Source organism: Roseibium sp. Sym1, from assembly GCF_027359675.1.
Lineage (GTDB): Bacteria > Pseudomonadota > Alphaproteobacteria > Rhizobiales > Stappiaceae > Roseibium.
This window is the reverse complement of record NZ_CP114786.1, coordinates 6,234,645-6,259,814: the sequence shown is the minus strand read 5'-3', so window position 1 is coordinate 6,259,814 and position 25,170 is coordinate 6,234,645. Positions and strand designations below refer to the sequence as shown.

The window sequence follows — 25,170 nt, the reverse complement described above, 5'->3', positions numbered from 1 at the left end:
AAAGGGCGAACAGCACGGCTGCCCGCCCTTGCAGCTGGTGCCCGGCCGGTGTCAGCCCATGTGATGGACATTCAGCTTGTTGCCGTCCGGATCCCGGAAATAGGCGGCATAGAAGCCGTTCTCGGCGCGTTGTCCCGGCTTTCCTTCGTCCGCGGCGCCCAGTGAAACGGCCTTCCGGTGGACCGCATCGACTTCCGCCCGGCTGCTGGCGGACAAGGCGACCATCACGCCATTGCCGACACTGGCGGGCTGGCCGTCGAAGGGAATGTGAATGGAGAAGGCAGGGGACCCGGTCTGCGTGGCCCAGACGATGAAGTCGTCGAATTCCATGACCCTTCCGGCCTTCAGCTCCGCCAGAAGGGCGTCGTAAAACGCGGCGGATGTCTTGAGGTCATTTGTTCCAAGGGAGGTGTAACCGATCATGTTCTGCTCCAGTCTGAATTGGGGTGGTGCCGGCAGACAAGATCTAGTGATTTGCAAAAATGAACGGAATGCGCATTGTTTAGTATTGAGTTTGCAAAAGTGAAAAAGATATGGACTGGAATTACCTGCGCACGTTTCAGGCTGTGGCCGATACCGGAAGTCTTGCCGCTGCTGCCGCGAAATTGTCGATCAGCCACGCGACGGCCTTCCGCCACATCAAGGCCTTTGAAAGTGAACTCGGCGCGCGCCTTTTCGAGAAGGTGCAGGGCAAATACAGCCTGACAGACGCAGGAGCGGACATTCTCGATCTCTCCAGCACGGTGGCCGTCGCCATGGAAGACATCGACAGGCGGGTTTCCGGAACGGATGTGCAGCTCAAGGGCCGCATCCGCCTGACTGCCCCTGCCAGCTTTTCCGGTCATTTTCTGCCCGGCTGTCTTGCCGGGTTCCGGCAGGACTATCCTGATATTACGGTCGAGCTGCTCTGCTCCAACGAGGAACTCAACATGAGCAACCGGGCGGCGGAAATTGCTCTCAGGGTGACACACACGCCTCCGGACCATCTTATCGGCCGCAAGGTGGCCGACATCCCCTGGGGTCTCTATGCCAGTCCGGACTATCTGGCGCAGAAGGGAACGCCGCGTTCCGCCGGCGATCTTGCACAGCACGACCTGATCGGAGGAGCCGGCGCGCTGACCCGCCGCGACGGCTTTGCCCGCATTGACAGGGAGCTGCGTGACCGCGTGGTTGTCCGGTCCGACGATCTCATGACCATGGCGGCATTTGCATGCCGGGGGCTGGGACTGGCGCTGCTGCCCGCCGACGTCGCCCGCGGCGGCCTGAAACGCGTGATGTGTTTTGACGCCATGCCGGACAATCAGCTCTGGCTCCTGACCCATCCGGACCTGCGCAATGTCGCGCGTGTGCGCTGCATGATGCAGTTCCTGGACCGGGCGTTCCGAAAGGATCCGGAATTCACCTCACCTTGAGCTCAGGCGCGCCGCTCTGACAGCAGCGACATCAGGCGCTCGGCGGTTCCGTGCGCACCGGGTTCCTGCGCCATGATCTCTGCAGTATGTCTGGCGCCGGCTTCAAAGGCGGGAGTTTCCAGAGCCTTGAGCGCCAGCGCCAGGGTGTCAGGGGCAAGTTTTTTCTGGGGGATCGGGGCAGGTCCGGCTCCGGCCGCATATACGCGTGCGCCCCAGAAGGGCTGGTCACCGAACACGGGGCAGACCAGAGACGGCTTGCCCCAGCGAACAGCCTCGTGAGTGGTCCCGGCGCCCCCGTGGTGCACGATGGCGGCGCATTGCGGGAACAGCCAGCTGTGAGGGGCCTTTTCCAGGAGGAAGACCCGATCCGACAGTCCGTCGGGAAGGTGTTCCTTCGCGAGCCCGCCCCATCCTGTCGCCAGTATCGCCCGTTGTCCGGTCTGCTCAAGGGCGGCGAGAACCGTTCGCGTCAAGTGTTGCGGATCCTTGCTCGGCATCGAGCCGAAGCCGAGATAGACCGGCGGGGAGCCCTTCTGGAGGAAACCGGCAAGATCCGGATGGGGGTGGAAGTCTGTATCGGGTTTCGTGAACCAGTAACCGCAGGGCCAGGCTTCAGGTGGCCAATCTGCGGGCACCGGCACGAGTGCACGCGAGAACGCCTGGAGCGACAGGGCCTTGCCGCCGCCGGGCATGTGCCCGTCGATATGGTTGCCCGGCATGGCGCATTCCGCTTCTGCCTCGGCCTTGACCGGCTTGATCAGGGGGGCAAGTCCCGCTTTCATCAACAGACGGCCCGCGGCAAAGCTCTTGCGATTGAGAAAGCGGCCAAGATCCGGAAGACCGAACAAGGGCAGGGGGAAATCACCGGTCGGGGCCGTCACCGGCTGCAGCGCCGTCGGCAGGGCCGGAACGTTCAGCCTGCGTCCCACAAGGGTCATCACCGTGGCCTTCAGGTTGAACAGAAGCAGGTCCGGCCGTTCTTCCAGTCCCGTATCCCAGAGGTTTTTTGCGATGTCTTTCTGAAGGTCGAGATTCTGCCGGGCGGCCTTGAACTTGCCTTTCAGTGTGAACAGGGCCGCCTGGACGTCCCTGTCCTGCAACAGGGTCTGAAAGTTCACCGGTACAGGCCGTGCCCGTGCCCCGGCAGCCTCGATCATGTCGTCGAAGCCTTCGCCCGTCGTGACAACGACTTCGGCGCCCTGCTGGACGAGCTCCCGGGCAAGGGCGACGTAGGGCTGGACATCGCCGCGGGTACCGAGCGAGGCGATCAGGATCTTCTTGCGGGAAATGTCCATCGGGAACTCGATACTTGTCGGCGGGTTCCTTTCACATGGCTGTCCGGGGGGACTTTCGCAACCGGAAAATGCAATCCGTGGCGGTGAGCAGCGAGTCCATCGGACACCTTCTTGCGCTTTCGGCGCCGTCGGGTGTTAAACGGTGGTTCTTTGAAACGTGCACTCGACGAGGCATCCAGATGCAGACGACGTTTTCGCTCACGACCCGTGGAGCCGGCCTTTACGAATTCACCGGCGACGTTGCCCGCTGGCTCGGCGAAATGGCGGTGGCGGACGGCCTGCTGACCCTGTTTGTGCGCCACACCTCGTGTTCGCTGCTGATTCAGGAAAACGCCGATCCTGACGTTCAGCGCGACCTTCAGGCCTTTTTCAACCGCCTCGTGCCGCCGGCCGACGATCCGTCCATGTCCTATCTTGTCCATACGCTTGAAGGTCCGGACGACATGCCGGCCCACATCAAGGCGGCAATGATGCCGGTGTCGCTGTCGGTTCCGGTGACGGGCGGACGCATGGCTTTGGGCACCTGGCAGGGCATCTACCTTTTCGAGCACCGCAGCCGCCCGCACCAACGCCAGATCGCCGCGCATTTTTCAAGCTGACGGGAATTGTCGAAAACGGCGCTTTTCGTTGAACGAAAAGGGGAATTCGGAAATTTTGTGACGATTATCACACGTTGGGTTCTGTCCAGGTCTATCTTCGAGACCACCCGACAGACGGATGTTCTTGTCGGGTGGTGTCGAACCTGGAGACAATGAGATGCGGTCCTATTTCCTTCTCGCTGCCGTGCTGCTGGCCCAGCCTGCATTCGCGGACAATGATCCAAACCGGCCGACGGACTTGATCGCCGCCGATCTGGACATCTCCCAAGCCGAGTTCATCGAGTGTTTCAAGCCGGTCAACCCGGAGCCCGGCAAATATCCGACCGGCGCACAGCAAAGAGCCAACAAGGCGATCCTGCTGCCTTGCCTGCAAAAGGCCAATCCGGCGATCACAAATGACCGCCTCGACGCGGTCATGGACAAATACAGGCCGGAAGGGGCGTTCCGGAAGTAGAGCGTTTTCCGATCAATTAGGATCATTTGACGAGACTATCCGGTTCACTCGGCGAGACGCGTTGCGAAGCGCGATGTGGTGCATCGTGCGAGCGGCGCAACGCTGCCGATGGGCCGGATAGTCTCACCCGCCACAGGACCGGAGCCCAGTAAAACAAATGAGAATGGGCCGGACGGTTTGGCACGCCGGCGTCGTTGGCCCACCCTTATGGTGGGCAACACCACCGCGGCTGGCCCGCCTCGCCGGCGCGCCAAACCATCTCGGTCAAATGACCCGAATTGATCGGAAAGCGCTCTAGGCGCTCAGCCCCGTGAAACCGTCTCTCGCTAACTCCGCAGGGCCGGAAGGCCGACACCGGTGCTTTCGAAGCCGCCGTCGGAGGCGATGATCTGGCCGGTGACATAGCTGGCCTGCTCGGAACACAGGAAGGCGATCACCTCGGCGATCTCCGTCTCGCTGCCGTAGCGGTTCAGCGGGATGGCATCGTGATAGGCATCGATGATCTCCTGGCTGTGGACCGCCATGGCAAGCTTGGTGCGCACCGGGCCGGGACAGACGCAATTGGCGCGGATACCGTATTCCCCGAGTTCGGCCGCCTGCTGCTTGGTCAGCTGGATGACAGCGGCTTTCGAGGTGCCGTAGGCGACCCGCAATGTCGAGGCACGCAAGCCCGAAATGGACGCGATGTTGACGATCGCGCCGCCCGTTTCCTTCAGGGCGGGCAGGGCCGCCTGAGAAACCAGGAAGACACCGTCGAGGTTGGTTTCCATCACCCTGCGCCACATGGCAAAATCCGTCTGCTCGATCGGTCCGAACTCCGCGACACCGGCGTTGTTGACCAGTGCATCCAGCCGGCCGAATCTTTCAATGATGGCGGGAATGGCTGTATTGACCTCGGAGGAAATCGAGACGTCGCAGACGAACGGTGCGGCACCGGCCAGGTCCTTCGAGGCAAGGGCAAGCTCCTCGGCATCCCGGTCGAGCATGGCCACCTGCCAGCCTCTGCCAAGCATCAGTTTCGTTGTCGCGAGACCGATGCCTCTCGCGGCGCCCGTGACGAGTGCGGTCTTGTTGGTCATGTTCCGGCTTTCCGTTGGTGTGTCGCGGCGGCGGCAAGGCAGTGAGGGAAACAGGCAGGTCAGTGCACGGATATGCAGACCCTGATCGCCCCGGCATTGTCCCAGAGCGCGATGTCCTTGTCATTGATCCTGAACGCGTAGACACCGGCCGTGTCGGGAGCATTGACCGCCAAGGCCGCGAATTCGGCAAACGGCACGACCCGTCCGGCCTGATCGCGTACCAGCATTTCGCCGAAGGCATAGGACTGGTCCAGCTTGTACCCATAGAGCGGCCCGAGTTTCTGCGCGTCCTGTCCGGAGTAGCCGCGCGGTCCAACCGCCCTGTACATGCCCGAGATGACGCTCCAGCCGCCTGAAAAGCTCACCCTGCTGATCTTTCCGGCCGGGAGCGACAGCTGTTGCCAGCCTTTTTTGGCCTGAACGTCAACACAATAGTCCGCAGCGGAGACGGCAGACGGAAAAATCAGGAACAAAATCAGTATGAAACGCGTGAATGCCATGGTCGGATCCGATGAGTGCCTCAACGGAAATAAGCAGCTCCGGGCGATCTGCGTCAAGCGGTTCGGGATCCGGTCGCCTGCGCGGGCGCAAGCTTCACGCAGGTTTGCCTTGTAACCTTTGCCGGACGATCCCACATCTTCATGTGAACGATGAGGGTCGTTCCTCCCCAGACTGGCGCCCGGCTTCTTGCAAGCTGCGGCGCCTTCTTTTTTGGCGCGCGCAGGTGTTGTAGGCTTTCACGCGAGGACGGCTTCAGCTTTTTGAAATCCGCACTCCACTACACAACTCGAACGGCAGGGGCTTATGTCGGAGGGAAGTGGAAGTGGTGGCCCGCGCCGTCGGACGGGGACGGCGCGGGCTCTAACACCGGCCTGAAAAGGAGGGGCTCAGGACGCGGTGTTAGCCGCAGCCGCCAGCTGGGCAGCAATCTGGTCTTTCAGATGAAGCCGTTTCTTTTTCAGGTCTTCCAGTACTTCGTCGGAAGCGGGTTCGACATCGGTCTCGATGCGGTGCACCTGGCGGTTGACGGTGTGATAGTCATCGGCCAGCCGCGCAAAATGGGCGTCGTTGGTTTTCAACGTGTGCAGGGCATCTGCGGCTTCCGGGAATTCTTCGTGAAGTTCGTGTGGCACGTGGCTCATTCTTGCCTCCTTTTGAGATCCACAAAGTGCCGCCAAGCGAACGGGCGTACCTTGAGACAGATCAATCGGAGGCGTATTCACCGGAGAGATTTTGGAGCCCTCAGGGGCCGGGAAGGACCTGTTTGCAGAGGCGCATCAGCTGCCGGCAACCGGAGACATCTTCGGCAGGCGTCCCCCGGTAGGCATTTTTTCCTTCAGCGACTGCTCGAGCAGATAGAGCGAGAAATTGCGGATCGGCATCGGCTTTGCGAAATAATAGCCTTGCGCATAATCGACGTTCCGGTTTCTCAGGGAGTCCAGCTGTTCGAGGGACTCGACGCCTTCTGCGCAGACCTTCATGGCATGGGCGTCGGCAATGCCGAGGATCGCGTGGAAAAACGCGCCACGCGCGCTTTCGGAATGCGCGCCGAGGTCGTCTATGAACATCTTGTCGATCTTGACGACGTCGGGGTTCAGCGCCTTGATCTGCGCGAGGTTGGAATAGCCCGTGCCGAAATCGTCGATCGCGATCTGGCACCCGATGCTGCGCAGATATTCCAGGGACTTGACGATGCTCGTACCGGTTCCGATGCCGGTTTCGAGAATTTCACAGTTGAGCGAGATCCGTGCGTCGGTGGCGGTCTTGAAGACAGGCGACTGAATGACGGTCTGTATCTGCTTGTCGTCGAGGTCTGCCTGGAAGAAATTGACCCCGACCTTGAAGCCCGGGCGGCCCGAGAGCAGGGGAATCAGGTCTTTCAGGGCTTTCGCGATGATGATCTCGGTGAATTCCCAGGTCAGGTTCTGGTCCTGGATGATGGCGATGAATTCGTCCGGAAACAGCTTTCCGTGGCTGTCCTCGAACCGCGCCAGCACTTCACAGCCTTCGCATTTCATGGTCTCAAGCGTCAAAATCGGCTGGAAATGCGGCTCGAACCCCTTGCCGCCATTCAGGATGGCGCGCCGGATGCGGCCGGTGGGGCTGTTGCGCAGGCGGACGGTTCGGCGCACCTTCTGGCAGACGAGGAAACCGGTCACCAGGCCGAAGGCCGCAAAGATCACGAGCAGCAGGACATTATCCCTGAACACCCTGCTCGCCGGGATCATGGTCAGGTAGCACAGCCTGGTTTGGCCGGGGCCACAGGCAAGCGCGTAAACAGGGCCGAAAACCGGCCCGAAGCTGTCCCGGTACCGCACAAGCAAATCGGAATTGCCCTGAGCATGAAACAGCTCCTTGTAAGGAGCGTCGGCACTCGAAACAAACAGCAGGCCATCCGCAGCCGTTGCCAGCCGGCCGGTACGGAAAAAGGAAACGCCATAACGCCCCTTTTTCACCACTGTGACCTTCTTCACGTTTTCTGCCTTGTCGAAGGGGACCTCATACCAGGTATCGCGCCCGTCTTCGAAAAGGTTTGCCTTCTGGGGAGGCCCGAAATCATGCGCGGGCGCAAAGCGGCCGAAACTCGAGGAGCAGGCGGCCTTGGTGTCTCCATCGGGAAAGAACCAGATGTTGGTGATATGGTTTTCGGCGTAAACGAGCGTGTCGAGTTTGGTCAGGTGCTCATCGCTGCAATCCGGATCCGGCAGTTTCTCAAGCCGGTCGTAGAGCTGGTTGCCGCGGTCGATATTGGCAAGCCAGACATCGAGCAGAGCAGTCGTTTCCTTGTCAAGGTCCCGCTGCGCCTCGAAGGTCAGGCCCGCCCAGGCCATTAGCATCATCGCGGCAAGTGTCGTCAGGCCTGCAATAGTGCCTGTTAATACTGGTCGGTTCGAGAGCGATATTCCGGATCGTGCCATGTATCTGCCAAATTAATCTGCAGATCCATAGCGCATGCAAGATTAAGAACAGGTCAATTGATAGCATTAACGACGCTTAACCTGCAGGTCCTGATGTGGAAGATCCAACGGCAGACGCCGCGGACAAATGACCTGCTTTTTCTCAGAGTTCCGCGCCGGTCGGTTGGAACCGGGAGCAGCCGTTGCAAGTGACACCGGGAAAGTCGGGTCTCCTGAACTCTCCTGACAGAAGGCTGTCAGCAGGGGGCTGCTAGGGTGATCGCCATCACAGCACCAATGGAGACTTTGCATGACTTTCACACCCGATAACTTCAACGTCTGGATGGAGATCCCGGTTTCCGACCTGGACAGGGCGGTCGGCTTTTACAATGACGTTTTCAAGACGGAGCTTCGACGTGTCACGGATATGGGGCCAAACGAATTTGCAATCTTTCCCGCGAAAGAGCAGGGTGGCGTTGCAGGGCATCTTTATCCGGGAAAGCCCGCGCAGAAAGGGACCGGACCGACCATCCATCTGGCCTGCCCTGACAGCCTAGAGGAAACCATGGAACGATTTGCGAATGCTGGCGGTGAAGTCATTTCCGACCCGGTGGCAATCCCTGCCGGCCGCTTTGCCTACGGCATCGACCCCGACGGCAACTCGATCGGCATGTTCGCTGCCTAGGTGACGGACTCATAAATGAAGATGAAATGGTTTGAGGCGAATTGGTCTTCATCAAGGAGCGAAAGCGCAGGAAATGTGGTTCATTTTCAAGCCTTTCGCGACGCTGAGGAAGCCCAATTCGGTCAAATCCGAAGGACATGGAAATGGCTTCACTCCGCGTCGTCAGCGCGCTTGACCGGGCAAATAGCCCGCTCCACGCACCCTTCCTGGCGGCGTTTCGCCATTTTCCATGCCATCTCGTCTTCATTTATGAGTCCGTCACCTAGGAACCATCTGTCATGAGACGCGCCGACCGCCTTTTTCAGATCGTGCAGTACCTGCGCGGCGGCCGTCTCGTCCGGGCACGTCAGTTGTCCGAATGGCTGGAAGTATCCGAACGCACCATCTATCGCGATGTCGCCGACCTTCAGGCTTCCGGTGTGCCCATCGAGGGCGCCGCCGGTGTCGGCTACATCATGCGGGATGGCTACGAACTGCCTCCTCTCATGTTCACCCGCGACGAAATCGTGGCCCTGCTGGCCGGAGCCCGCCTCATCCGGGCATGGGGGGGTGTCGCCATGGCCCGGGCCGCCGAAGAGGCGATGATCAAGATCGACGCCGTGATGCCGGAAAGGATGAGGGTCCGGCAGAATGAGGTCGAGATCCATGCCTTTGCGCCGGAAATGACCCCTCAGGTGCGCGCGCATATCGATTTTCTCGAGGCTGCGGCCGATGCGCGCAAACGATTGTCGATCGCCTATTGCGACGGCAAGGGCGACCCCACCAGCCGAACGATCCGGCCGCTCGGGCTTTGGTTTTGGGGCAAGGTCTGGACCCTGGTCGCCTGGTGCGAGCTGCGCCGGGACTTCCGAATGTTCCGCCTGGACAGGATCTCGGAACTGCGCGATCTGGGGGACAGGTTCAACGTTGAACCCGGCAAGACGCTCAAGGATTTCTATCGGACTCTGGAACGGGACGGGTACGACCGGCAGGGCGGCTGAACGCATGAGCCGGGCCTGACAGGGCAAGACGCTGTTGCCCGAGCGAGGCGTAGCCGCTGCCGAAAATTTCGCGCAGCAGCTTGCGTTTCATGGCCTCGGCATAGTCGTCGTAACTCGCCGCGACCTCGACGAAGGCGCCCGGACCACGGATGACATTGGTCCGATAATACCGGACGGGAGGGTCTTCCTCTCCGGAGATGACCAGCCCGTTGACCGTGATACCATCGAAATCAAACGCCCTGTAGGCGCTCGCCGGGGAAAACCCGTCATTGTTGATGCCGTCGCCGGCAACATCAATGACCTTGCGGGCACAGGGTTGCGGCGCCTTCCGCATCCTGACCGCGGCATGGCCGAGCGCGTAGCCGATCGCGGTTGGAAACTCGGTATAGCCGCGTGGGGACCTGCGCAGTATCTCGGCGGCTTCCACGGCGCTGGGCAGGTCGGTGAGGTTTTTCCAGGCGAGCTGCAGAAGCTGCTGGTGCCGGCCACTCCACTCGAAACTTGTCACCCAGATGCCGCCGACGGCTTCGATCGCCTGGACCACATCCGGATCGCGCAACGCGTCCGCGAGCCCGTTCAGCTGCAACGCATGCTCGCGCGCATCCACGCTGGCGGAACCGTCCATGGCCAGGACGAGCGACAGCGAACAGGCGCTGGCCGGCTGGGCCGCCGTCATCATCAAGAGTGCGCATGAACAGGCGAGCCGAAACAGGCCCGCCGTATTAACGAAGGCGGGACGGCGGAGAAATGGAACAGTCTGGAAGCTCCGGTTGCGCATGGAACCATCTTAGAGGCTTTGCAGGTATTGGCAATTCTCAATCCGGAACGGATGCCGCGGAAACGCTGTTCCCCGGTGCGCCGAACCGGATTATGCTGCACTGCAAATTTTTTCCGCTTAGCACTTGAACCCGTTGAAAGATTTGGGGCAGGGTTAGAACATGTACGCATCACATGGATTCCTGCGGTCTGACATTGGCGACGTTGATGTCGTCTATCATGACGGCCTCTATCATCTGTTCCATCTGGTGCTGCCCAATCATGACTTTATCGCCCATGCGGTCAGCTCCGACGGCATGAGCTGGCGCCGGGTCAAGAATGCTCTGTTTGTCGGCGAACCGGGCGAATGGGACGACGACATGCTCTGGACGATGCATGTCACGCTCGACCCCGACAGGCCGGGCGAATGGCGCATGTTCTACACGGGCCTTGCCCGATCCGAATATGGCCGCGTGCAGCGTGTCGGGCTTGCGCGTTCGAAGGATCTCTACCATTGGGAACGCTGTAACCACGGCCACTATCCCCTTTCCATTCCCGCGCCGCACTATGAAAGCTCGGTGGACGAGGGGCGCAAATGGGTCAGTTTTCGCGATCCGTTTTTCTATCACGATACGGAGACGGACGACCGGCTGCTGCTCAGCACGGCACGGATCAAAGACGGTCCGATCATCCGGCGCGGCTGCGTCGGACTGGCGCGCGAGGTGTCTCCGGACAATTTTGTCTTCGAGCCGCCGCTCTACCGGCCGGGCCTGTATGATGACGTCGAGGTGCCCAACCTCTTCAAGCTGGACGGGCGGTTCTACCTGATGGGGTCGATCCGGGAGGACACCAAGATCCATTACTGGTATGCCGACAGTCTGGAAGGGCCGTATCACAACTTTTTTGACAACGTCGTTTTGCCGACCGGAAACTACGCCGGCCGGATATGCCGGGCCAACGGACGCCTGTTGCTGTTCAATTTCTTTTCCAAGACCGAGCATGTCTACGGACGCGACGTTGTGAAAAAGCTGCTGCCGCCACCCAAGGAACTGGTGACGGACAAGGCCGGGCGCTTGAAACTGAAATCCAACAGGGATTTCGACCATCTGGTCACCGGTCGGGAAATCGTGACCGCGACCTATCAGGTCAAGGTCCTTTACGACAATCCGCATGCCTCCGCCGTCGATCGGCCGGACGGGCTGCATCTGTCCTGCCAAAGCGGCTACGAAGCATTCATCCTGCCGGGCCGGCACGAAGATTTCCGGCTGAGATCCATGTTGATGCTTGAGGGGCTCGGCAAGACCGGTCTGGTGCTGCGCATGAACGACGAGGGGGACGGCTACTACCTGTCCCTGGACCTGGTCAACGGCATTGCCCAGATCCGCGCCTGGGGAGCCAACCCGACCCCGGAATTCGAGCACGCCTTCCGCTACGAGCCGTTGCAGGAAGCCCAGTTCCGTGGCAGCGATCACGGACCATGGCAGATCGAAGTCGTTGCCCACGGCATGTATCTGGAATTTTCCATTGACGGGATTGTCGTTCTGTCGCTGGTCGACGACAGCTTTTCCGACGGCGGTATCGGATTTTACACCGAAAGCGCCGCGGTCTGCCTGAAGGACCTGCATGTCGAGACCTTGACGAGGCCTGTCAGCGAAAACGCGGGCGAACCGGTCTATACCGCCACGCAAAGGTCCCCGGACGCGGAGGTGGAGGGCCGGTGAGTGATGACGGCGGCAGGTCCGGGTCGTGGCTTCTTGTCAGTGATATCGACGACACCCTGACCGGAAACCGGGAGGATCTCGACAAGCTGTGGCGGCAGTTGCAGCGTCAGAAAGGCACGCTGTTCGTTGCCCTGAACTCCAGTCGCCCCGCTGCGAGCGTCGACAGGACGCTTGCGGAGTACTTCCCGGCCGATTTCGAAGCCGACGCGGTCATCACCGGTTTGGGAACCGAAATCCGTCTCGGGCGTTCCTACCTGGGGAGCTGGCAGCGTCAATTCATCGACTGGCCCGACAGGCAGGTCCGAAAACTCGTCACGGACATGGGCTACACTGCCCATGACGCCATATTCCAGACGGAAGGCAAGGCAAGCTTTGCCGTTCCCGGCCGGGAGGACGCGGAGCGGGTTTTCGAGCGCCTCAGACTGGAAGGTATCGACTTCAGGTCGATCTATTCCGGGGCCGGCGACCTGGACATACTTGCGCCGCAAGCGGGCAAGGATGCCGCCATGCGCCATCTGGCGGCGCATCTGGGCTGTCCGCTCGAACGGACGGTCGCGGCCGGCGACAGCGGCAACGACCTTGCCCTTTTCGAGGCCGCCGGCAAGGCAATCGCGGTCGGCAATGCCCGAGAGGAGCTTCTGGCGGTCATGCCGCGGCAGAAAACCTACCTCGCAAAGGCGCGTCATGCTGCGGGTGTCGAGGAAGGGCTGGTTGCCCTGGGCCTGTTGCCGACGGCCTGACATCTTCCTGCCGGCAGTCGGCAGGCAAAAAAAGAACACAGAACAAGAAAACCGCCTGGGAAGACGGAGACAAACGCGCACAGGAAAAGGTTGGAAACAATGACCAAACAAACCATCGGATCGCTGCTGATGATCTCGCTGCATGGCTATGTCGCCGGATCGCCCGAGCTGGGCAAACCGGACACCGGCGGACAGGTGGTCTTCGTCCTGGAACTGGCGAAACGGTTCGCCCGCCTGGGCTATCGTGTCGATGTGCTGACGCGTCAGTTCGAGGACCAGCCCGCCGAGGACATCATCAACGAAAACCTGCGTGTCGTGCGCATCCCCTTCGGCGGAAAGGACTTCATCCGCAAGGAGGACATGCACGACTGGTACGGCGACTTTGTCACAAACACGCTGGCCATGATCCGCCACAGGGGTCTGCAATACGACGTCATAAACTCGCACTACTGGGACGCTGGCGTGTCGGGGCAGAAGATCGCGGAGGAACTGCAGATCCCGCACATCCACACCCCGCATTCGCTCGGCTGGTGGAAAGAGCACGACATGGTCGGTGCCGACGAGGCGGAAATGACCGGTTACCGGTTCGAGGAGCGGATCCAGAAGGAATTCGTGCTTTATCGCAACTGCGACCACATCATCGCCACCACCGAACAGCAGACGGACCTGATCGTCGAGCAGTACCAGTTGCCACGCGAACACATCACCATGATTCCGCCGGGCATCGACGAGGGCCGGTTCACACCGGCAACGCCGGACAAGGTGGCGGCGGCGCGCAAGAAGCACGACCTGAGGGAAACCGACGTCTACGTTGTCGGCCGCGCAGCCGAGAACAAGGGCTATGACCTGATCATTGAGGCGCTGCCGAGCCTATTGAAGCTGCAGCCGGAGGCAAGACTTGTGCTGGCGGCGGGCGCGAATTCCGACAGCGACAAGGAATTGCTGGCCCAGTGGAAACAGGTTGCCGCCGACAAGGGGGTCGCGGACGCCATCAGCTGGCGCGGTTATGTCGCCGACGAGGATCTTGCCGATTTCTACCGGGGACCGGGCATCTTCGCCTTGCCCTCGCGCTATGAGCCTTTCGGCATGACCGCGGTGGAAGCCATGGCCTGCGGCACGCCGACGGTCGTGACCATCCATGGCGGCCTGTTCGAGCAGATCGAATTCGGCCGCCACGCCCTGGTCGCGGACCCCAAGCGCCCGGAAGAATTCGCCGCCATGCTGAACATGCCGATGCAATACGGCTGGATGCGCGAGACCCTGTCGGTGGAAGGCGCCCGTTTCGCCCGGCGCGTCTTCGGCTGGACCGGCATCGCCCGGCGGACGCTGCAGGTGTTCGAGCAGTTCAAGGGCCGCTACGACGACCTGAAGACCGACGATCTGGCGCTCGGCTAGGGGCGGGGCGCCACACGGGTTTTCAGGAAACCGAACACCCGGTTCAGCTTGCGTTCAGGTGAAATTGATTACACCTTGGCCCAGACTTCGTGAGCAGAACCGGAATCACCAAAGTGAAACAGATTGTTGCCCTTCTCATTCTGATGCTGGCCGCCATTGTGCCGGCTCAGGCCGCTTGCCTGTCGCAGAGCCAGGCGCGCCAGGTCGTTGCCAGCGGCCAGGCGGCGTCGCTTGGCTCCGTCGCCGGGCGGGTGCAGGGGGAGATCCTGAAGGCGCAGCTTTGCCAGCAGGGCGGCGGCTATGTCTATGTCCTGTCGGTCAAGAACGGCAGCAAGGTGACCACCGTCACAGTCAATGCCAGCCGGTAGCCGGTAGAAGCCCCGGTACTCCGCAAACGGCGGACCGCCCGATTACAGCCGAGATTATTTGAAAAGTCAGACCCGATGCGCATCCTTGTTGTTGAAGACGATACCGATCTGAACCGCCAGCTTGTCACGGCGCTCGAGGAGGCCGGTTACGTGGTCGACAGTGCTACGGATGGCGAGGACGGGCATTTCCTGGGGGACACGGAGCCTTATGACGCCGTTGTCCTGGATCTCGGCCTGCCGACGCTGGACGGCCTGTCGGTTCTGGAAAACTGGCGCCGGGACGGGCGGACCATGCCCGTGCTCATCCTGACCGCGCGCGATCGCTGGTCGGACAAGGTCGCCGGTATCGATGCCGGCGCCGACGATTATGTCGCCAAGCCCTTCCACATGGAGGAGGTGCTCGCGCGCGTCCGTGCTCTGGTGCGCCGCGCGGCCGGACATGCCTCCAACGAACTCACCTGCGGTCCGGTGCGGCTTGACCTGCGGGCCGGACGGGTCACGGTTGACGGCACCCCCGTCAAGCTGACGTCCCATGAATACCGTCTCCTGTCCTACCTGCTGCATCATCAGGGCAAGGTGATTTCCCGGACCGAGCTGACCGAACATCTCTATGATCAGGACTTCGACCGGGATTCCAACACGGTCGAAGTGTTTGTCGGGCGGCTGCGCAAGAAGATCGGTTCCGACCTGATCGAGACGATCCGCGGCCTTGGCTACCGCCTGGGAGTGGCGAGTGACGACTGAGGCGGCACCGACGCCGCCCGGCTCCAGGCCGGCCGGACACAGACAAAGGTCTCTGGCCGCCAGGCTCGTGATCGTCGCCGCTGTCTGGTCGACCATCGCGCTGGCACTTGCCGGCGTCTTCCTGGTGAGCCTTTACCAGCGGGCCAGCGAACGGGCCTTCGACGCCCAGCTCGAAGTGCACATCAAGGCACTGATTTCGGAGATGCTGGACACTGGTGCCGCCGATCCTGCATCCGGGACCCGGGCGACGCTTGCCGCACCGGCCTACCGCGGCGACCCACGCTTCTCACTGCCCCTGTCGGGCTGGTACTGGACCGTGCGGCGCGCGGACAGTCCGTCAATTCTCTATGCCTCCGAGTCCCTTGTCGGCGATCCGCTCAACACACCGCCGATCGGCCAGGAAGACGAGAGCGCGGGCTTCATCGTCGGGCCGACCGGCGACGAGATCCGGGTGCTGCAGCAACGAATCTCGATCGAGGAAATGGACTATGTCATCGCCGTAGGGGCGGCGACTGCGGGGTTCTGGGCAGACATTTCGGAATTCGCGCGCATGGTCACGCTGACCCTGTGCCTTGTCGGTCTGGGCCTGATCCTGGCGATTTTCTTCCAGGTCAAGGTGGGGCTCAGGCCGCTGGCCCGGTTGAGGGCGTCCCTGTCGGCCGTCCGCCAGGGAGATGCCGAGCGCATCGACGAGGCCCTGCCACGGGAGATCGCGCCGCTGGCGGTGGAGCTGAACGCATTGATCGTTTCCAACAGGGAGATCGTCGAGCGGGCGCGGACCCATGTGGGCAATCTCGCCCATGGTCTGAAAACGCCGCTGTCGGTGATTTCCAACGAAGCCCGGTCGGCCGGCGGGCCCCTGGCGGACAAGGTGTCCGAGCAGGCTGCGGTCATGTCGACCCAGATCCAGCACCACCTGGAACGGGCGCGCATGGCCGCGCAGCGCCGCGTCATCGGCGTGTCCTGCGAGACCGAGCCTGTGCTCGGCCGGCTGATTCGCGCCATGGGCAAGATCTATCGCGACAAGGGTGTCGAGCTGCGCTTCAACCATGACGGGGCGATCCGGTTCCGGGGGGAAAGCCAGGATCTGGAGGAGATGAGCGGCAATCTCATCGACAACGCCTGCAAATGGGCGGCGTCGACGGTCAGTGTCGAGGTGGCGCCGCTGAACGATCCGGCCACAAACCGGGACATGTTCACGATCACGGTGGAAGATGACGGTCCGGGGCTGACACCTGAAGAACGGGCCGAGGCCGTCAAACGCGGGCGCAGACTGGATGAAACCGTACCCGGCACCGGATTGGGCCTGTCGATTGTCGCCGACCTGGCCGGCCTCTACGGCGGAACCTTCGAGCTGGACAACTCACGGCACGGGGGGCTCAAGGCACGGCTCGTCCTGCCTGCTCTCGGCACGGAATAGGGGATTTCCGGCGCAAGTGTGCAGCCTCTCCCTACGTGTCTGTGATAGAATGTGACGCAGACCGGGCGAACAAAGACCAGGTTGTGGCCAAGTTCGGCCACAAATTGAAAATATCACTGATTCACTCACCGGTACCTGCCGGTTTCAACACCCTTTGGGAGCTCAAAAGCATGCGTCTGCGCGGTGCCACATGTCTTGCTCTTGCCACGGTTCTGGCCGGGTGCTCGCTGACATCCGGATCCAAGGACCCGGGCGGATGGGGCTCGTTCTTCGGCGATCCGAATGCGAACGTGGCCGGGTCGGAGGCGAGTACCGCAATTTCCGTGCTCGTCAACAACGAGTTCGGCGATGCACTCGACGCATCGGACCGCAGGGCCGCCGAAGACGCCCAGAACCGCGCGCTGCGTGCCCGCGGCGTTGGTGTATCGGTTGCCTGGCAGAACGAACGTACCGGGCGCAGCGGCCAGGTTCGGCCGGGGCCGGTCTATTTCGTCAACGACACCAGCTGCAGGGAGTTCACCCACGAGATGGTGTTGAACGGCCGGGTACTGCAGGCGCGCGGCGCCGCCTGTGAGACGGATCGCGGAAACTGGCAAGTCATCGGCTGAGTTTTCTGAAGGTCTTTCAAATACCTGCATTTTTTCTCAACACTTGTTTAAGTGTTCTGACGTTAATGTTGCTGAGTTCTTAATCGCGATGTTGACGCTGTGAATGACTCATTCGGACCAGCTTGAATTCAAACTGAAGACCTACCTGAGCAGTCTGAGCCCGAAAGCGGTTGAGGCGTTGGTTCGGAATCTGGAGCGGGCAAAAGTCCAGAAGGATGCCGACCCGAATATCCAGTTGATTCTTACGGCGGCCGTCACCCTGTTGCGAAAACCGCAGCCGGTGACGACGGACATGCCGGGCGGTGAACAAAGGCGCGGTCAGATCCAGCGCATGTTCTTCTCTCCGCTGGAAGATTTCCTCATCAACGAAACGCTGCCGAACCGGCAGGAGGGCCGCATTCATCGCGGCATGCTCGATCGTGTCTGGAAATGGCTCGGCCGGGATGTCATGGCGGCCGATGTTCGCATGGTTCTCGAGCAGGCCGGGAACAAGGCCGTCAGCGGCGAGCGCATCGACGCGCTGGTTCAGGCCCTGCGCTCCCGTGCGGTTGAGGCGATCGGTGACAAGCTGTACCGCGGCGAGGTCTCTGAAAAGGAACACCGCCGAATGGCCGCCGAACTCGGCGGCGCACGGGGGATCGCCGAACTCAAGGACATCCAGAAGATTTTTGCCGCCGAACGCTGGCTGGTGCCCTTCCTGCAGAACATACCCGACCGGATCAACGAGCATCGGCTTAAGCAAGATACCGATGTGCTGCGGTTGGTCGACAAGTGCTCCGAGCGCTTTCCGGATCATGTGCCGATTGTTGCCGCCGCTCTGGTGGAGCGCTCCGAGACGCCGTCGGCCTTGTGCGTGTTTGCGGGACGCCTGACCGGCGACAGCGATCCGAAGGCCATCGAAAACTCGCAATTCGCGCCGTTCGTCGATGTGGTCATGAGCGAGGCGGAACGTCTGCAGATCCTGGCTCTTGAACATCGCAACAACAATCCGGATCCGATTGCCTTTTCGCAGGCCCTTTCCGAATACCATTCGCTGGTACGGGGTGTTGAGCGCGACATCGATCTTTCCGTGACCGGGAAATGGCACAAGCAGCTCGCCGAAACCAAGCGCAGCATCTCCAGCGTGGTGACGCGGGAGCTCAACAGTGCGCACAGCAGCGTGCGGCGCGCTTTGCAGGTGCCGAAATTCGACCAGGCCGGTGAGCTGCAGAAGGACACGACCGCGGTCGACGACGCCGTACGGGCGCTCAAGGTCGTGACCATGGTGCGCAATGCATCCGAGACCTTTGCCGTCAACGATATCGGCAAGCGTACCCGGCAGGCGGTCGAACAGACCCTGGAAATTCTGACAAGGTCGCTGATAACGGATCTCGGCAAGACGCGAGGCGCGCAACAGGAGGCGCAGATGGCCGCGGCGGACGTTGCGATCATGCTGTCGGAAATCTATTTCGGCGAGGAATACTCGGCGCAGCTGCGCCGCTCCCGCCAATCCGCGCTTGCCAAGGCCAACAAGGGAAATGTGGACGCTCCCAATCCGGAACGGAAGCTGGTGGCCAATGCCCTCGGGCGGCGTTGATAGCGTCACTTGTCCGTCGAAACAGGATCGTCTCCCCTTTTCCGGCACCGCGACCCCCGGTCACATCAAAGCTGCCTTGCTTTTGTCCTCATTGAACGGTCTATAGTGCGGACATGATATTCTGGATGCTGATCGCCGGTCTGACGGCGCTTGCCGCCTTGTCGGTGCTTGTTCCCCTGTCACGCAAACGACGGTTGCCCGACGTGGCACCCGCACGTGCAGACGAAGCGGTGTACCGCGAACAACTGTCCGCGATCGACACGGAGCTCGAGCGCGGTCTCATCGATTCCGATACCGCCAACGCTGCCCGCACGGAAGTGGCGCGCAGGCTGCTGGCGGCCCACGACCGCGGATCGGATGTCAAGAGCGAGGGCCACAAGAGCCCGCGTTTGAGAATTGCGCAAGGTCTTGCTCTCCTTGCGCTGCCGGCCGCTGCTTTTGGACTCTATCTGCTTCTGGGGTCCCCCGATCAGCCCGACCAGCCGTTGCTTGCCCGTCTCACTGCCCCTGCCGAAGGGCAGTCTGTCGATGTCCTCGTTGCCCGCGTGGAGCGTCACCTGGCTGCCAATCCGGAGGATGGTCAGGGATGGGCCGTCGTCGCGCCGGTCTACCTGTCTCTCGGTCAGCCGAGAGAGTCCGCCAAGGCCTATTCGAATGCCATCCGTATTCTCGGAGCGCGGCCGGATTGGCTCACCGACATGGGGGAGGCCCTGACGATTGCCGAGCAGGGACTTGTGACCGCACAGGCCCGGCAGGCCTTTGAACAGGCCGTTGCTCTTGAACCGGACGCTGTAAAGCCACGGTTCTTCCTGGCAATCGCGCTCGGCCAGGAGGGGAACAAGGAGGCGGCGATCGCCGCATGGGAGTCGCTTCTGAATGGCGCCGACCCGACAGCTGCCTGGGTCCGCGCGGCCCGTCAGGAGCTTGGCCAGCTGACCGGCTCCGAACCGGCCGGAACAGAATTGCCGGGGCCGTCGCAGGAAGACATCGCTGCCGCCCGGGACATGAGTTCGGACGACCAGCAGGCGATGATACGGAACATGGTTTCCGGTCTGGCGGAGCGGCTTGAAACAGAAGGCGGTTCGGTTGAGGAATGGTCTCGCCTGATCCGTGCCTATATGGTTATGGGGGACAAGCAGGAAGCGCAACAGGCGCTCGCGGACGCACAGGCCGCATTTGCCGAAAGCCCGGCGGACTTGTCCCGGATCAAGGACATGGCCAGCCAGCTCGGTCTTTCTGGATCCTGAAGACACGTTGTTCCGGCGGGAAACGCCGGGTGTGACAGACTTGAATTTCGGACGGTGCGCAGATGACACGCAAACAAATACGGTTGACGCTAATCGGATCGGCGGGAGCGGTGCTGGCGCTCGCGCTGGGTCTGATCCTGTTTGCCCTGAATGACCAGATCGTCTTTTTCCAGAGCCCGACGGACATCACCAAACAGGCCATCCCGGCAGGACAGCGGATCCGGCTGGGCGGACTGGTCGAGGACGGTTCGGTTGTCCGCTCCGACAATGCCGAGGTGAGCTTCCGGGTGACCGACATGGAAAACACCGTTGCCGTGACGTACAAGGGGATCTTGCCGGACCTTTTCCGGGAAGGACAAGGGGTTGTGACCGAGGGGATCATCGGCCCGGACGGTGTGTTCGTGGCCGACAGCGTGCTGGCCAAACACGACGAAAACTATATTCCCAAGGAAGTGGCGGACGCACTCAAGGATCAGGGGCACTGGCAGGGCGGCGAAGAAGCCACCAACTGATGGGCGCGGACCGCCCGCTAGGGAGTTGAGGGAAGAGAATGGTAGTCGAATTCGGACACTACGCCTTGGTGCTGGCCTTTGCTTTGACGCTGGTCCAGTCGGTCTTGCCATTGTGGGGGGCTCTGACAAAGGACGACCGGCTCATGGCCGTTGCGCCTCCTGTCTCGGTGACCCTGTTTGTCCTGGTCCTCCTGTCCTTCGTGGTGCTGACAGGCGCCTATCTCAATTCCGACTTCTCGGTCTTGAACGTCGTCGAGAATTCTCACTCGGCCAAGCCGCTCCTCTACAAGTTCACCGGCGTCTGGGGCAATCACGAGGGCTCGATGCTGCTCTGGGTGCTCATTCTCGTGTTTTTCGGCGCCCTGGTCGGCCTGTTCGGCGGCAATCTTCCGGCAGACCTGCGTGCGGTGACGCTCTCGGTCCAGGGGTGGATCTCGGCCGGTTTCATCCTGTTCCTGCTGGCGACGTCGAACCCGTTTGACCGCGTTGTGAACCCGCCACTTGAAGGCGCGGACCTGAACCCGATCCTTCAGGATATCGGTCTCGCGATCCACCCGCCGCTGCTCTATGTCGGCTATGTCGGGTTTTCGATCACCTTTTCCTTCGCCGTGGCGGCACTGATCCTGGGGCGGACCGATGCGGCCTGGGCCAGGTGGGTCCGGCCCTGGACGCTGCTGGCCTGGTGTTTCCTGACGCTCGGCATCGCGATGGGCTCCTACTGGGCCTATTACGAGCTCGGCTGGGGCGGCTGGTGGTTCTGGGACCCGGTCGAAAACGCCAGCTTCATGCCGTGGCTTGCCGGCACGGCGCTGCTGCATTCCGCGATCGTCATGGAAAAGCGCGAGGCGCTCAAGGTCTGGACCGTGTTGCTGGCGATCTTCACCTTCTCGCTGTCCCTGCTCGGTACCTTCCTGGTCCGTTCCGGCGTTCTGACCTCCGTGCATGCCTTTGCGACCGACCCGGCCCGCGGCGTCTTCATTCTCGGGCTGCTCTGTTTCTTCATCGGCGGATCCCTGTCGCTCTATGCCTGGCGGGCTTCCACCCTGAAGCAGGGCGGGCTGTTCTCGCCAATCAGCCGGGAAGGGGGGCTGGTTCTGAACAACCTGTTCCTGACGGCTGCCTGTGCGGCCGTGTTCGTCGGCACCCTCTACCCGCTGGTTCTGGACGCCGTGACCGGCGAGAAGATTTCCGTCGGCGCGCCGTTTTTCAACCTGACATTCGGCCCGCTCATGGTGCCATTGCTGCTGGCCGTGCCCTTCGGGCCTGTTCTGTCCTGGAAGCGCGGCGACCTTGCTGCCGCCAGCCAGCGGCTCTACGCGGCATTCGGGCTCGCGCTCGTGATAACGCTGGTCACCTACTGGGCCTGGGGTATGGACAAGGTTCTGGCGCCTCTCGGGGTCGGGCTCGCTGTCTGGGTCATGGCCGGCGCGGTGTCGGAAATCGTCACGCGCGTCAAGTTCTTCGAGATCGGCCCGAAACGCGGATTTGCCCGCCTGGTCGGCCTGCCCGGGTCGGCCTGGGGCACGGCGACGGCCCATTTCGGGGTGGGGGTCGCGGTTCTTGGCATTGTCACCGCCTCGGCCTTTCAGGAAGAACAGGTCCTGACCATGCGTCCGGGCGACACGATCGAACTGGCCGGCTATCAGGTCACCTTCGACGGCGCGGCACCGCGCCGCGGGCCGAACTACACCGAGGAGGTCGGCCATTTCTCGATCCGCCGCGGTGGCGCTCTGGTGACCGAACTCGATCCGTCGAAACGCATCTACACCGCCAGGCAGATGCCGACCACCGAGGCCGGCATCTATACATCCGGGTTCAACCAGCTTTACCTGTCGCTCGGCGAAGGCCGCGGTGACGGCGGGGTGGATGTCCGGGTATATTTCAAGCCGATGATCACCCTGATCTGGATCGGGAGCGTCATCATGGCACTCGGGGCCCTCTTCTCGATGGTCGACCGGCGTCTCCGGGTTGGGGCCCCCAAGCCCGCGCGCAAGCGCCAGACGGCAACGGCAGCGGCGGAGTAGGCATGATCCGGTACTTTCTCACCAGCCTGCTGCTTTGCCTGTCCCTCCTGACTGCGCCTGCCGTGGCGGTCGCACCGGACGAGATTCTCGATGACCCGGTGCTCGAGGCGCGTGCCCGGGCATTGTCCGCTGGACTGCGTTGCATGGTCTGCCAGAACCAGTCCATCGACGACAGCGATGCGCCGCTGGCCAAGGACCTCAGGGTCCTTGTGCGTGAGCGGCTGGTTGCCGGTGACAGCGACGCCGAAGTGGTCGATTACCTCGTGTCGCGTTACGGCGAATTTGTCTTGCTGAAGCCGCGTTTTGCCTGGCACACGCTTGTGCTTTGGGCGGCAGGGCCTGTGGCGCTGTTGGCCGGCCTGATCGCCATTTTCGCGGCGCTGCGCCGGCGCGCGGCTCGGCAGGACAAGGCCGAAGCACAGGCCGCGTCCAAACTGTCCGAGGAAGAAGAACGTCGTTTGAAGGCGCTTCTTGGGAATGCCGACTAGGCGGTTCATTTCGTTCGCATGCAGATCGGAACAGCTTTCTACTGGTAGGTGGACAGTCTTGCCCAGGCTATGGTTAACTGAAATGGCGGTATCCGTTGATGCCGATATTTTTACGTTACGATAGCCTGATAATTGCGAGGCTCAGTTCAATGTTCTTTTCTATTGTTGGTAGATTGTTTTCATCTTTGATTGCGGTGGCCGTCTCGATCTTGTTTTGCGGGGCCAGCCTGGCTGCATGGACCGGTGACGTTCCTAAAGGTCATGGAACGGAACCGCGGGAAACTCTGGGCCTGCCGCTGGACGACTGGTTGGAAACACCACCCGCGGCCGGCGCGCCGCGCCTTCAGCTTGCATTCGAGGACAGTATCACCGGTGCGGTGGTCAAGCAGTTGCAGCGGGGGGCGGCGGAGTGCAACCGGCTTGAGCCTGTTTACCGGATCGATTGTTTGCGCCGCGTCTACGCCCAGGCAGCCGGCGCAACCGGGAACCGGCGCGATTATGCGGGCGCGAATTCCGCGCTGCGCAGTCTGGCCAGACAGTTGAACGGCATCGTTCGTCAGAACCTGGACCGGAAAGCCGAAAAGGCGAAAATCGGGAGGAATTCCTATCGGGCGGTTACACGCGAGGCACTGCGCAAGGCAAACAGCCTGGCCGCCCAGGCCATTCAGGAGACACGGACGAAACTGCTTCGTTCCGCTGGCAATTCGAGGAAGCGGAAGGTGCACTACACCAGCATCGCCAACGCGGTGAATTCGACCAAGAAAATCCTGAGATCCTGAGGACACCCAGCCTGTCGGGCGGGGCCCGTGCGGGAAACCCGTCCACGCGCCCGGATTGGCGCTTCACAGCGTTCGCACCGAGGCGTGACTTGCATGACAGGCCGCCATGCTTACCTCTCGCCATGTGAAAGCTGGAGGCAGATGCAATGACGAACCGTCCCCTGAAACTGGAGTTTGACGGCGCCCATGGCGCCAGGCTGGCCGCGCGGCTGGACCTGCCGGCGGGAAGGATCCGTGCCTTCGCGCTGTTTGCCCATTGTTTCACCTGTTCCAAGGACATTCCCGCTGCACGCCACATCGCCGGGGCACTCGCGGCGGAAGGCATCGCGGTGCTCCGGTTCGATTTCACCGGGCTCGGCGGCAGTGGCGGCGACTTTTCCTCAACCGGCTTTTCCTCCAATGTCGAGGACCTGAAACGTGCGGCGGATTTCCTGCGGCGGAACTATGAAGCGCCGAAGCTGCTGATCGGCCATTCCCTTGGCGGAGCCGCTGTGCTGGCGGTTGCCGAGGACATTCCCGAGGCACGAGCGGTTGTCACCATCGGTGCGCCGTCGGACGCGGACCACGTGATTCACAATTTCAAGGGGGCGGAAGAGACCATTCGGGAGACCGGCGTCGGCGAGGTCGATCTTGCGGGCCGGACTTTCACGATCCGAAGGGAATTTCTGGAGGACCTCGAGGCGCAGTCCGTTCGGGACAAGGTCGCGCGGCTGGGCAAGGCGCTCCTGGTCATGCACGCGCCTCTGGATGACACGGTCGGCATCGACAACGCCACCGAAATCTTCGTGGCGGCGAAGCATCCCAAGAGTTTCGTTTCGCTGGACAAGGCGGACCACCTCCTGTCCCGGGGGGAAGACGCGGCCTATGCGGCGCGCGTGATCGCGGGCTGGGCCAGTGGTTATCTCGAGAAAGAGCCGGTGGATGCGGGAGCCGAAACCGGAGAAGGCGTCGAGGTGGTGGAAACGGGGCAGGGCAGGTTCCAGGCCATGGTGGCCGGCGGCCGGCACCGGTTGATTGCCGACGAGCCGGTGGACTATGGCGGCCTTGACAGCGGCCTGTCGCCTTACGGGTTCCTGTCCGCGGCGCTGGGAGCCTGCACCGTAATGACCTTGCGCATGTATGCCGATCGCAAGGGCTTGACCGTCGACCGGATCGGGACGCAGGTCCTGCACGGCAAGGTTCATGCGGCCGATTGCGAGGACTGTTCCAGTGAGGTCAGGGAAAAGGGCGGGCGGATCGACCGGTTCGAGCGTCTGATCACCCTTGAAGGGGATCTCGATGCAGAGACACGGGCCCGCATGCTTGAAATTGCCGACAAATGCCCGGTGCACAAAACCCTGGAAGCTGGCGCCGCGGTGGTTACGCGCGCGGCCATGGCTGAAGACTGAGGT

General features: G+C 61.8%; 26 protein-coding genes. 19 read left to right on the top strand and 7 right to left on the bottom strand.

Annotated features, from left to right (window positions below; translation table 11 throughout):
* Positions 1–51: 51 nt before the first annotated feature.
* Positions 52–423 carry a VOC family protein gene (locus O6760_RS28785; protein WP_269583089.1) on the bottom strand — a complete coding sequence of 124 codons (372 nt, stop codon included), beginning with the start codon at positions 421–423 and terminating at the stop codon, positions 52–54.
* Between the two features lie 110 nt (positions 424–533).
* On the opposite strand from O6760_RS28785, the gene O6760_RS28780 reads away from it, so the two are divergent.
* The gene (locus tag O6760_RS28780) at positions 534–1,412 is read left to right on the top strand and encodes a LysR family transcriptional regulator (RefSeq protein WP_269583088.1); all 879 of its coding nucleotides are present in this window, start codon (positions 534–536) and stop codon (positions 1,410–1,412) included.
* Between the two features lie 2 nt (positions 1,413–1,414).
* On the opposite strand, the gene O6760_RS28775 is transcribed toward O6760_RS28780, so the two are convergent.
* Complete coding sequence (locus O6760_RS28775; protein ID WP_269583087.1) at positions 1,415–2,707, bottom strand: glycosyltransferase; 1,293 nt, start codon at positions 2,705–2,707, stop codon at positions 1,415–1,417.
* A 179-nt stretch (positions 2,708–2,886) separates the two neighbouring features.
* Here O6760_RS28775 and O6760_RS28770 point away from each other — a divergent pair, with 179 nt between their 5' ends.
* Both O6760_RS28770 and O6760_RS28765 read left to right on the top strand, forming a co-directional pair.
* Positions 2,887–3,306 (top strand): secondary thiamine-phosphate synthase enzyme YjbQ, encoded by a 420-nt coding sequence (locus tag O6760_RS28770; RefSeq protein WP_269583086.1) that lies wholly within the window; start codon positions 2,887–2,889, stop codon positions 3,304–3,306.
* A gap of 157 nt (positions 3,307–3,463) precedes the next feature.
* Positions 3,464–3,760 (top strand): hypothetical protein, encoded by a 297-nt coding sequence (locus O6760_RS28765; RefSeq protein ID WP_269583085.1) that lies wholly within the window; start codon positions 3,464–3,466, stop codon positions 3,758–3,760.
* A 326-nt stretch (positions 3,761–4,086) separates the two neighbouring features.
* Here the strand turns inward: O6760_RS28765 and O6760_RS28760 are convergent, their stop codons facing one another.
* From O6760_RS28760 to O6760_RS28745, 4 genes are all read right to left on the bottom strand, one after another.
* Positions 4,087–4,839 carry an SDR family NAD(P)-dependent oxidoreductase gene (locus tag O6760_RS28760; RefSeq protein ID WP_269583084.1) on the bottom strand — a complete coding sequence of 251 codons (753 nt, stop codon included), beginning with the start codon at positions 4,837–4,839 and terminating at the stop codon, positions 4,087–4,089.
* Between the two features lie 59 nt (positions 4,840–4,898).
* Positions 4,899–5,339 (bottom strand): hypothetical protein, encoded by a 441-nt coding sequence (locus O6760_RS28755; protein WP_269583083.1) that lies wholly within the window; start codon positions 5,337–5,339, stop codon positions 4,899–4,901.
* 387 nt (positions 5,340–5,726) lie between these two features.
* Positions 5,727–5,981, bottom strand: a complete 255-nt coding sequence (locus O6760_RS28750) for a YdcH family protein (protein ID WP_269583082.1) — start codon at positions 5,979–5,981, stop codon at positions 5,727–5,729.
* A 135-nt stretch (positions 5,982–6,116) separates the two neighbouring features.
* Positions 6,117–7,679, bottom strand: coding sequence for an EAL domain-containing protein (locus O6760_RS28745; RefSeq protein WP_269583081.1), 1,563 nt, complete (start codon positions 7,677–7,679; stop codon positions 6,117–6,119).
* A gap of 367 nt (positions 7,680–8,046) precedes the next feature.
* On the opposite strand from O6760_RS28745, the gene O6760_RS28740 reads away from it, so the two are divergent.
* Both O6760_RS28740 and O6760_RS28735 read left to right on the top strand, forming a co-directional pair.
* Positions 8,047–8,421 carry a VOC family protein gene (locus O6760_RS28740; RefSeq protein ID WP_269583080.1) on the top strand — a complete coding sequence of 125 codons (375 nt, stop codon included), beginning with the start codon at positions 8,047–8,049 and terminating at the stop codon, positions 8,419–8,421.
* Between the two features lie 278 nt (positions 8,422–8,699).
* Positions 8,700–9,401, top strand: coding sequence for a helix-turn-helix transcriptional regulator (locus O6760_RS28735; protein WP_269583079.1), 702 nt, complete (start codon positions 8,700–8,702; stop codon positions 9,399–9,401).
* On the opposite strand, the gene O6760_RS28730 is transcribed toward O6760_RS28735, so the two are convergent.
* The gene (locus O6760_RS28730; RefSeq protein ID WP_269583078.1) at positions 9,346–10,080 is read right to left on the bottom strand and encodes a DUF1194 domain-containing protein; all 735 of its coding nucleotides are present in this window, start codon (positions 10,078–10,080) and stop codon (positions 9,346–9,348) included. The two genes, O6760_RS28735 and O6760_RS28730, sit on opposite strands and share 56 nt — an antisense overlap.
* Before the next feature lie 259 nt (positions 10,081–10,339).
* Between O6760_RS28730 and O6760_RS28725 the strand changes: the two genes are divergently transcribed.
* From O6760_RS28725 to O6760_RS28660, 14 genes are all read left to right on the top strand, one after another.
* On the top strand, positions 10,340–11,878 hold the full coding sequence (locus O6760_RS28725) for a glycosyl hydrolase (protein ID WP_269583077.1): 1,539 nt from the start codon (positions 10,340–10,342) through the stop codon (positions 11,876–11,878).
* Positions 11,875–12,618, top strand: a complete 744-nt coding sequence (locus O6760_RS28720; RefSeq protein ID WP_269583076.1) for an HAD-IIB family hydrolase — start codon at positions 11,875–11,877, stop codon at positions 12,616–12,618. The genes O6760_RS28725 and O6760_RS28720 overlap by 4 nt, the downstream gene beginning before the upstream one ends.
* Before the next feature lie 99 nt (positions 12,619–12,717).
* Positions 12,718–14,013, top strand: coding sequence for a glycosyltransferase (locus O6760_RS28715; RefSeq protein ID WP_269583075.1), 1,296 nt, complete (start codon positions 12,718–12,720; stop codon positions 14,011–14,013).
* 113 nt (positions 14,014–14,126) lie between these two features.
* Positions 14,127–14,381 carry a PepSY domain-containing protein gene (locus O6760_RS28710; RefSeq protein ID WP_269583074.1) on the top strand — a complete coding sequence of 85 codons (255 nt, stop codon included), beginning with the start codon at positions 14,127–14,129 and terminating at the stop codon, positions 14,379–14,381.
* A gap of 75 nt (positions 14,382–14,456) precedes the next feature.
* Positions 14,457–15,125, top strand: a complete 669-nt coding sequence (locus tag O6760_RS28705) for a response regulator (protein WP_269583073.1) — start codon at positions 14,457–14,459, stop codon at positions 15,123–15,125.
* Positions 15,115–16,545 (top strand): ATP-binding protein, encoded by a 1,431-nt coding sequence (locus O6760_RS28700; RefSeq protein WP_269583072.1) that lies wholly within the window; start codon positions 15,115–15,117, stop codon positions 16,543–16,545. Before O6760_RS28705 ends, O6760_RS28700 begins: the two co-directional genes overlap by 11 nt.
* A gap of 170 nt (positions 16,546–16,715) precedes the next feature.
* A complete protein-coding gene (locus O6760_RS28695) occupies positions 16,716–17,153 on the top strand; it encodes an RT0821/Lpp0805 family surface protein (protein WP_269583071.1) in 438 nt (145 codons plus the stop codon).
* Between the two features lie 103 nt (positions 17,154–17,256).
* Positions 17,257–18,729 carry a hypothetical protein gene (locus O6760_RS28690; RefSeq protein ID WP_269583070.1) on the top strand — a complete coding sequence of 491 codons (1,473 nt, stop codon included), beginning with the start codon at positions 17,257–17,259 and terminating at the stop codon, positions 18,727–18,729.
* 113 nt (positions 18,730–18,842) lie between these two features.
* On the top strand, positions 18,843–19,976 hold the full coding sequence (ccmI, locus tag O6760_RS28685; RefSeq protein ID WP_269583069.1) for a c-type cytochrome biogenesis protein CcmI: 1,134 nt from the start codon (positions 18,843–18,845) through the stop codon (positions 19,974–19,976).
* 62 nt (positions 19,977–20,038) lie between these two features.
* Complete coding sequence (gene ccmE / locus O6760_RS28680; RefSeq protein ID WP_269583068.1) at positions 20,039–20,488, top strand: cytochrome c maturation protein CcmE; 450 nt, start codon at positions 20,039–20,041, stop codon at positions 20,486–20,488.
* Between the two features lie 38 nt (positions 20,489–20,526).
* Positions 20,527–22,512, top strand: a complete 1,986-nt coding sequence (locus O6760_RS28675; RefSeq protein ID WP_269583067.1) for a heme lyase CcmF/NrfE family subunit — start codon at positions 20,527–20,529, stop codon at positions 22,510–22,512.
* Between the two features lie 2 nt (positions 22,513–22,514).
* Positions 22,515–23,000: a cytochrome c-type biogenesis protein gene (locus tag O6760_RS28670; protein WP_269583066.1), complete on the top strand. Its 486-nt coding sequence runs from the start codon at positions 22,515–22,517 to the stop codon at positions 22,998–23,000.
* A gap of 95 nt (positions 23,001–23,095) precedes the next feature.
* Positions 23,096–23,779, top strand: coding sequence for a hypothetical protein (locus tag O6760_RS28665; RefSeq protein WP_269583065.1), 684 nt, complete (start codon positions 23,096–23,098; stop codon positions 23,777–23,779).
* 146 nt (positions 23,780–23,925) lie between these two features.
* Complete coding sequence (locus tag O6760_RS28660; RefSeq protein ID WP_269583064.1) at positions 23,926–25,167, top strand: bifunctional alpha/beta hydrolase/OsmC family protein; 1,242 nt, start codon at positions 23,926–23,928, stop codon at positions 25,165–25,167.
* The last annotated feature ends 3 nt before the right edge of the window (positions 25,168–25,170 follow it).

Bases quoted from the DNA above. Each gene is read 5' to 3' on its own strand.
- O6760_RS28785 (WP_269583089.1), bottom strand. From the start codon at position 423: ATGATCGGTTACACCTCCCTTGGAACAAATGACCTCAAGACATCCGCC.
- O6760_RS28750 (WP_269583082.1), bottom strand. From the start codon at position 5,981: ATGAGCCACGTGCCACACGAACTTCACGAAGAATTCCCGGAAGCCGCA.
- O6760_RS28780 (WP_269583088.1), top strand. From the start codon at position 534: ATGGACTGGAATTACCTGCGCACGTTTCAGGCTGTGGCCGATACCGGA.
- O6760_RS28740 (WP_269583080.1), top strand. From the start codon at position 8,047: ATGACTTTCACACCCGATAACTTCAACGTCTGGATGGAGATCCCGGTT.
- O6760_RS28690 (WP_269583070.1), top strand. From the start codon at position 17,257: ATGACTCATTCGGACCAGCTTGAATTCAAACTGAAGACCTACCTGAGC.
- O6760_RS28725 (WP_269583077.1), top strand. From the start codon at position 10,340: ATGTACGCATCACATGGATTCCTGCGGTCTGACATTGGCGACGTTGAT.
- O6760_RS28660 (WP_269583064.1), top strand. From the start codon at position 23,926: ATGACGAACCGTCCCCTGAAACTGGAGTTTGACGGCGCCCATGGCGCC.
- O6760_RS28670 (WP_269583066.1), top strand. From the start codon at position 22,515: ATGATCCGGTACTTTCTCACCAGCCTGCTGCTTTGCCTGTCCCTCCTG.
- O6760_RS28760 (WP_269583084.1), bottom strand. From the start codon at position 4,839: ATGACCAACAAGACCGCACTCGTCACGGGCGCCGCGAGAGGCATCGGT.
- O6760_RS28730 (WP_269583078.1), bottom strand. From the start codon at position 10,080: ATGATGACGGCGGCCCAGCCGGCCAGCGCCTGTTCGCTGTCGCTCGTC.
- O6760_RS28745 (WP_269583081.1), bottom strand. From the start codon at position 7,679: ATGATGCTAATGGCCTGGGCGGGCCTGACCTTCGAGGCGCAGCGGGAC.
- O6760_RS28735 (WP_269583079.1), top strand. From the start codon at position 8,700: ATGAGACGCGCCGACCGCCTTTTTCAGATCGTGCAGTACCTGCGCGGC.
- ccmE (WP_269583068.1), top strand. From the start codon at position 20,039: ATGACACGCAAACAAATACGGTTGACGCTAATCGGATCGGCGGGAGCG.
- O6760_RS28715 (WP_269583075.1), top strand. From the start codon at position 12,718: ATGACCAAACAAACCATCGGATCGCTGCTGATGATCTCGCTGCATGGC.
- O6760_RS28705 (WP_269583073.1), top strand. From the start codon at position 14,457: ATGCGCATCCTTGTTGTTGAAGACGATACCGATCTGAACCGCCAGCTT.
- O6760_RS28770 (WP_269583086.1), top strand. From the start codon at position 2,887: ATGCAGACGACGTTTTCGCTCACGACCCGTGGAGCCGGCCTTTACGAA.
- O6760_RS28695 (WP_269583071.1), top strand. From the start codon at position 16,716: ATGCGTCTGCGCGGTGCCACATGTCTTGCTCTTGCCACGGTTCTGGCC.
- ccmI (WP_269583069.1), top strand. From the start codon at position 18,843: ATGATATTCTGGATGCTGATCGCCGGTCTGACGGCGCTTGCCGCCTTG.
- O6760_RS28755 (WP_269583083.1), bottom strand. From the start codon at position 5,339: ATGGCATTCACGCGTTTCATACTGATTTTGTTCCTGATTTTTCCGTCT.
- O6760_RS28675 (WP_269583067.1), top strand. From the start codon at position 20,527: ATGGTAGTCGAATTCGGACACTACGCCTTGGTGCTGGCCTTTGCTTTG.
- O6760_RS28765 (WP_269583085.1), top strand. From the start codon at position 3,464: ATGCGGTCCTATTTCCTTCTCGCTGCCGTGCTGCTGGCCCAGCCTGCA.
- O6760_RS28775 (WP_269583087.1), bottom strand. From the start codon at position 2,707: ATGGACATTTCCCGCAAGAAGATCCTGATCGCCTCGCTCGGTACCCGC.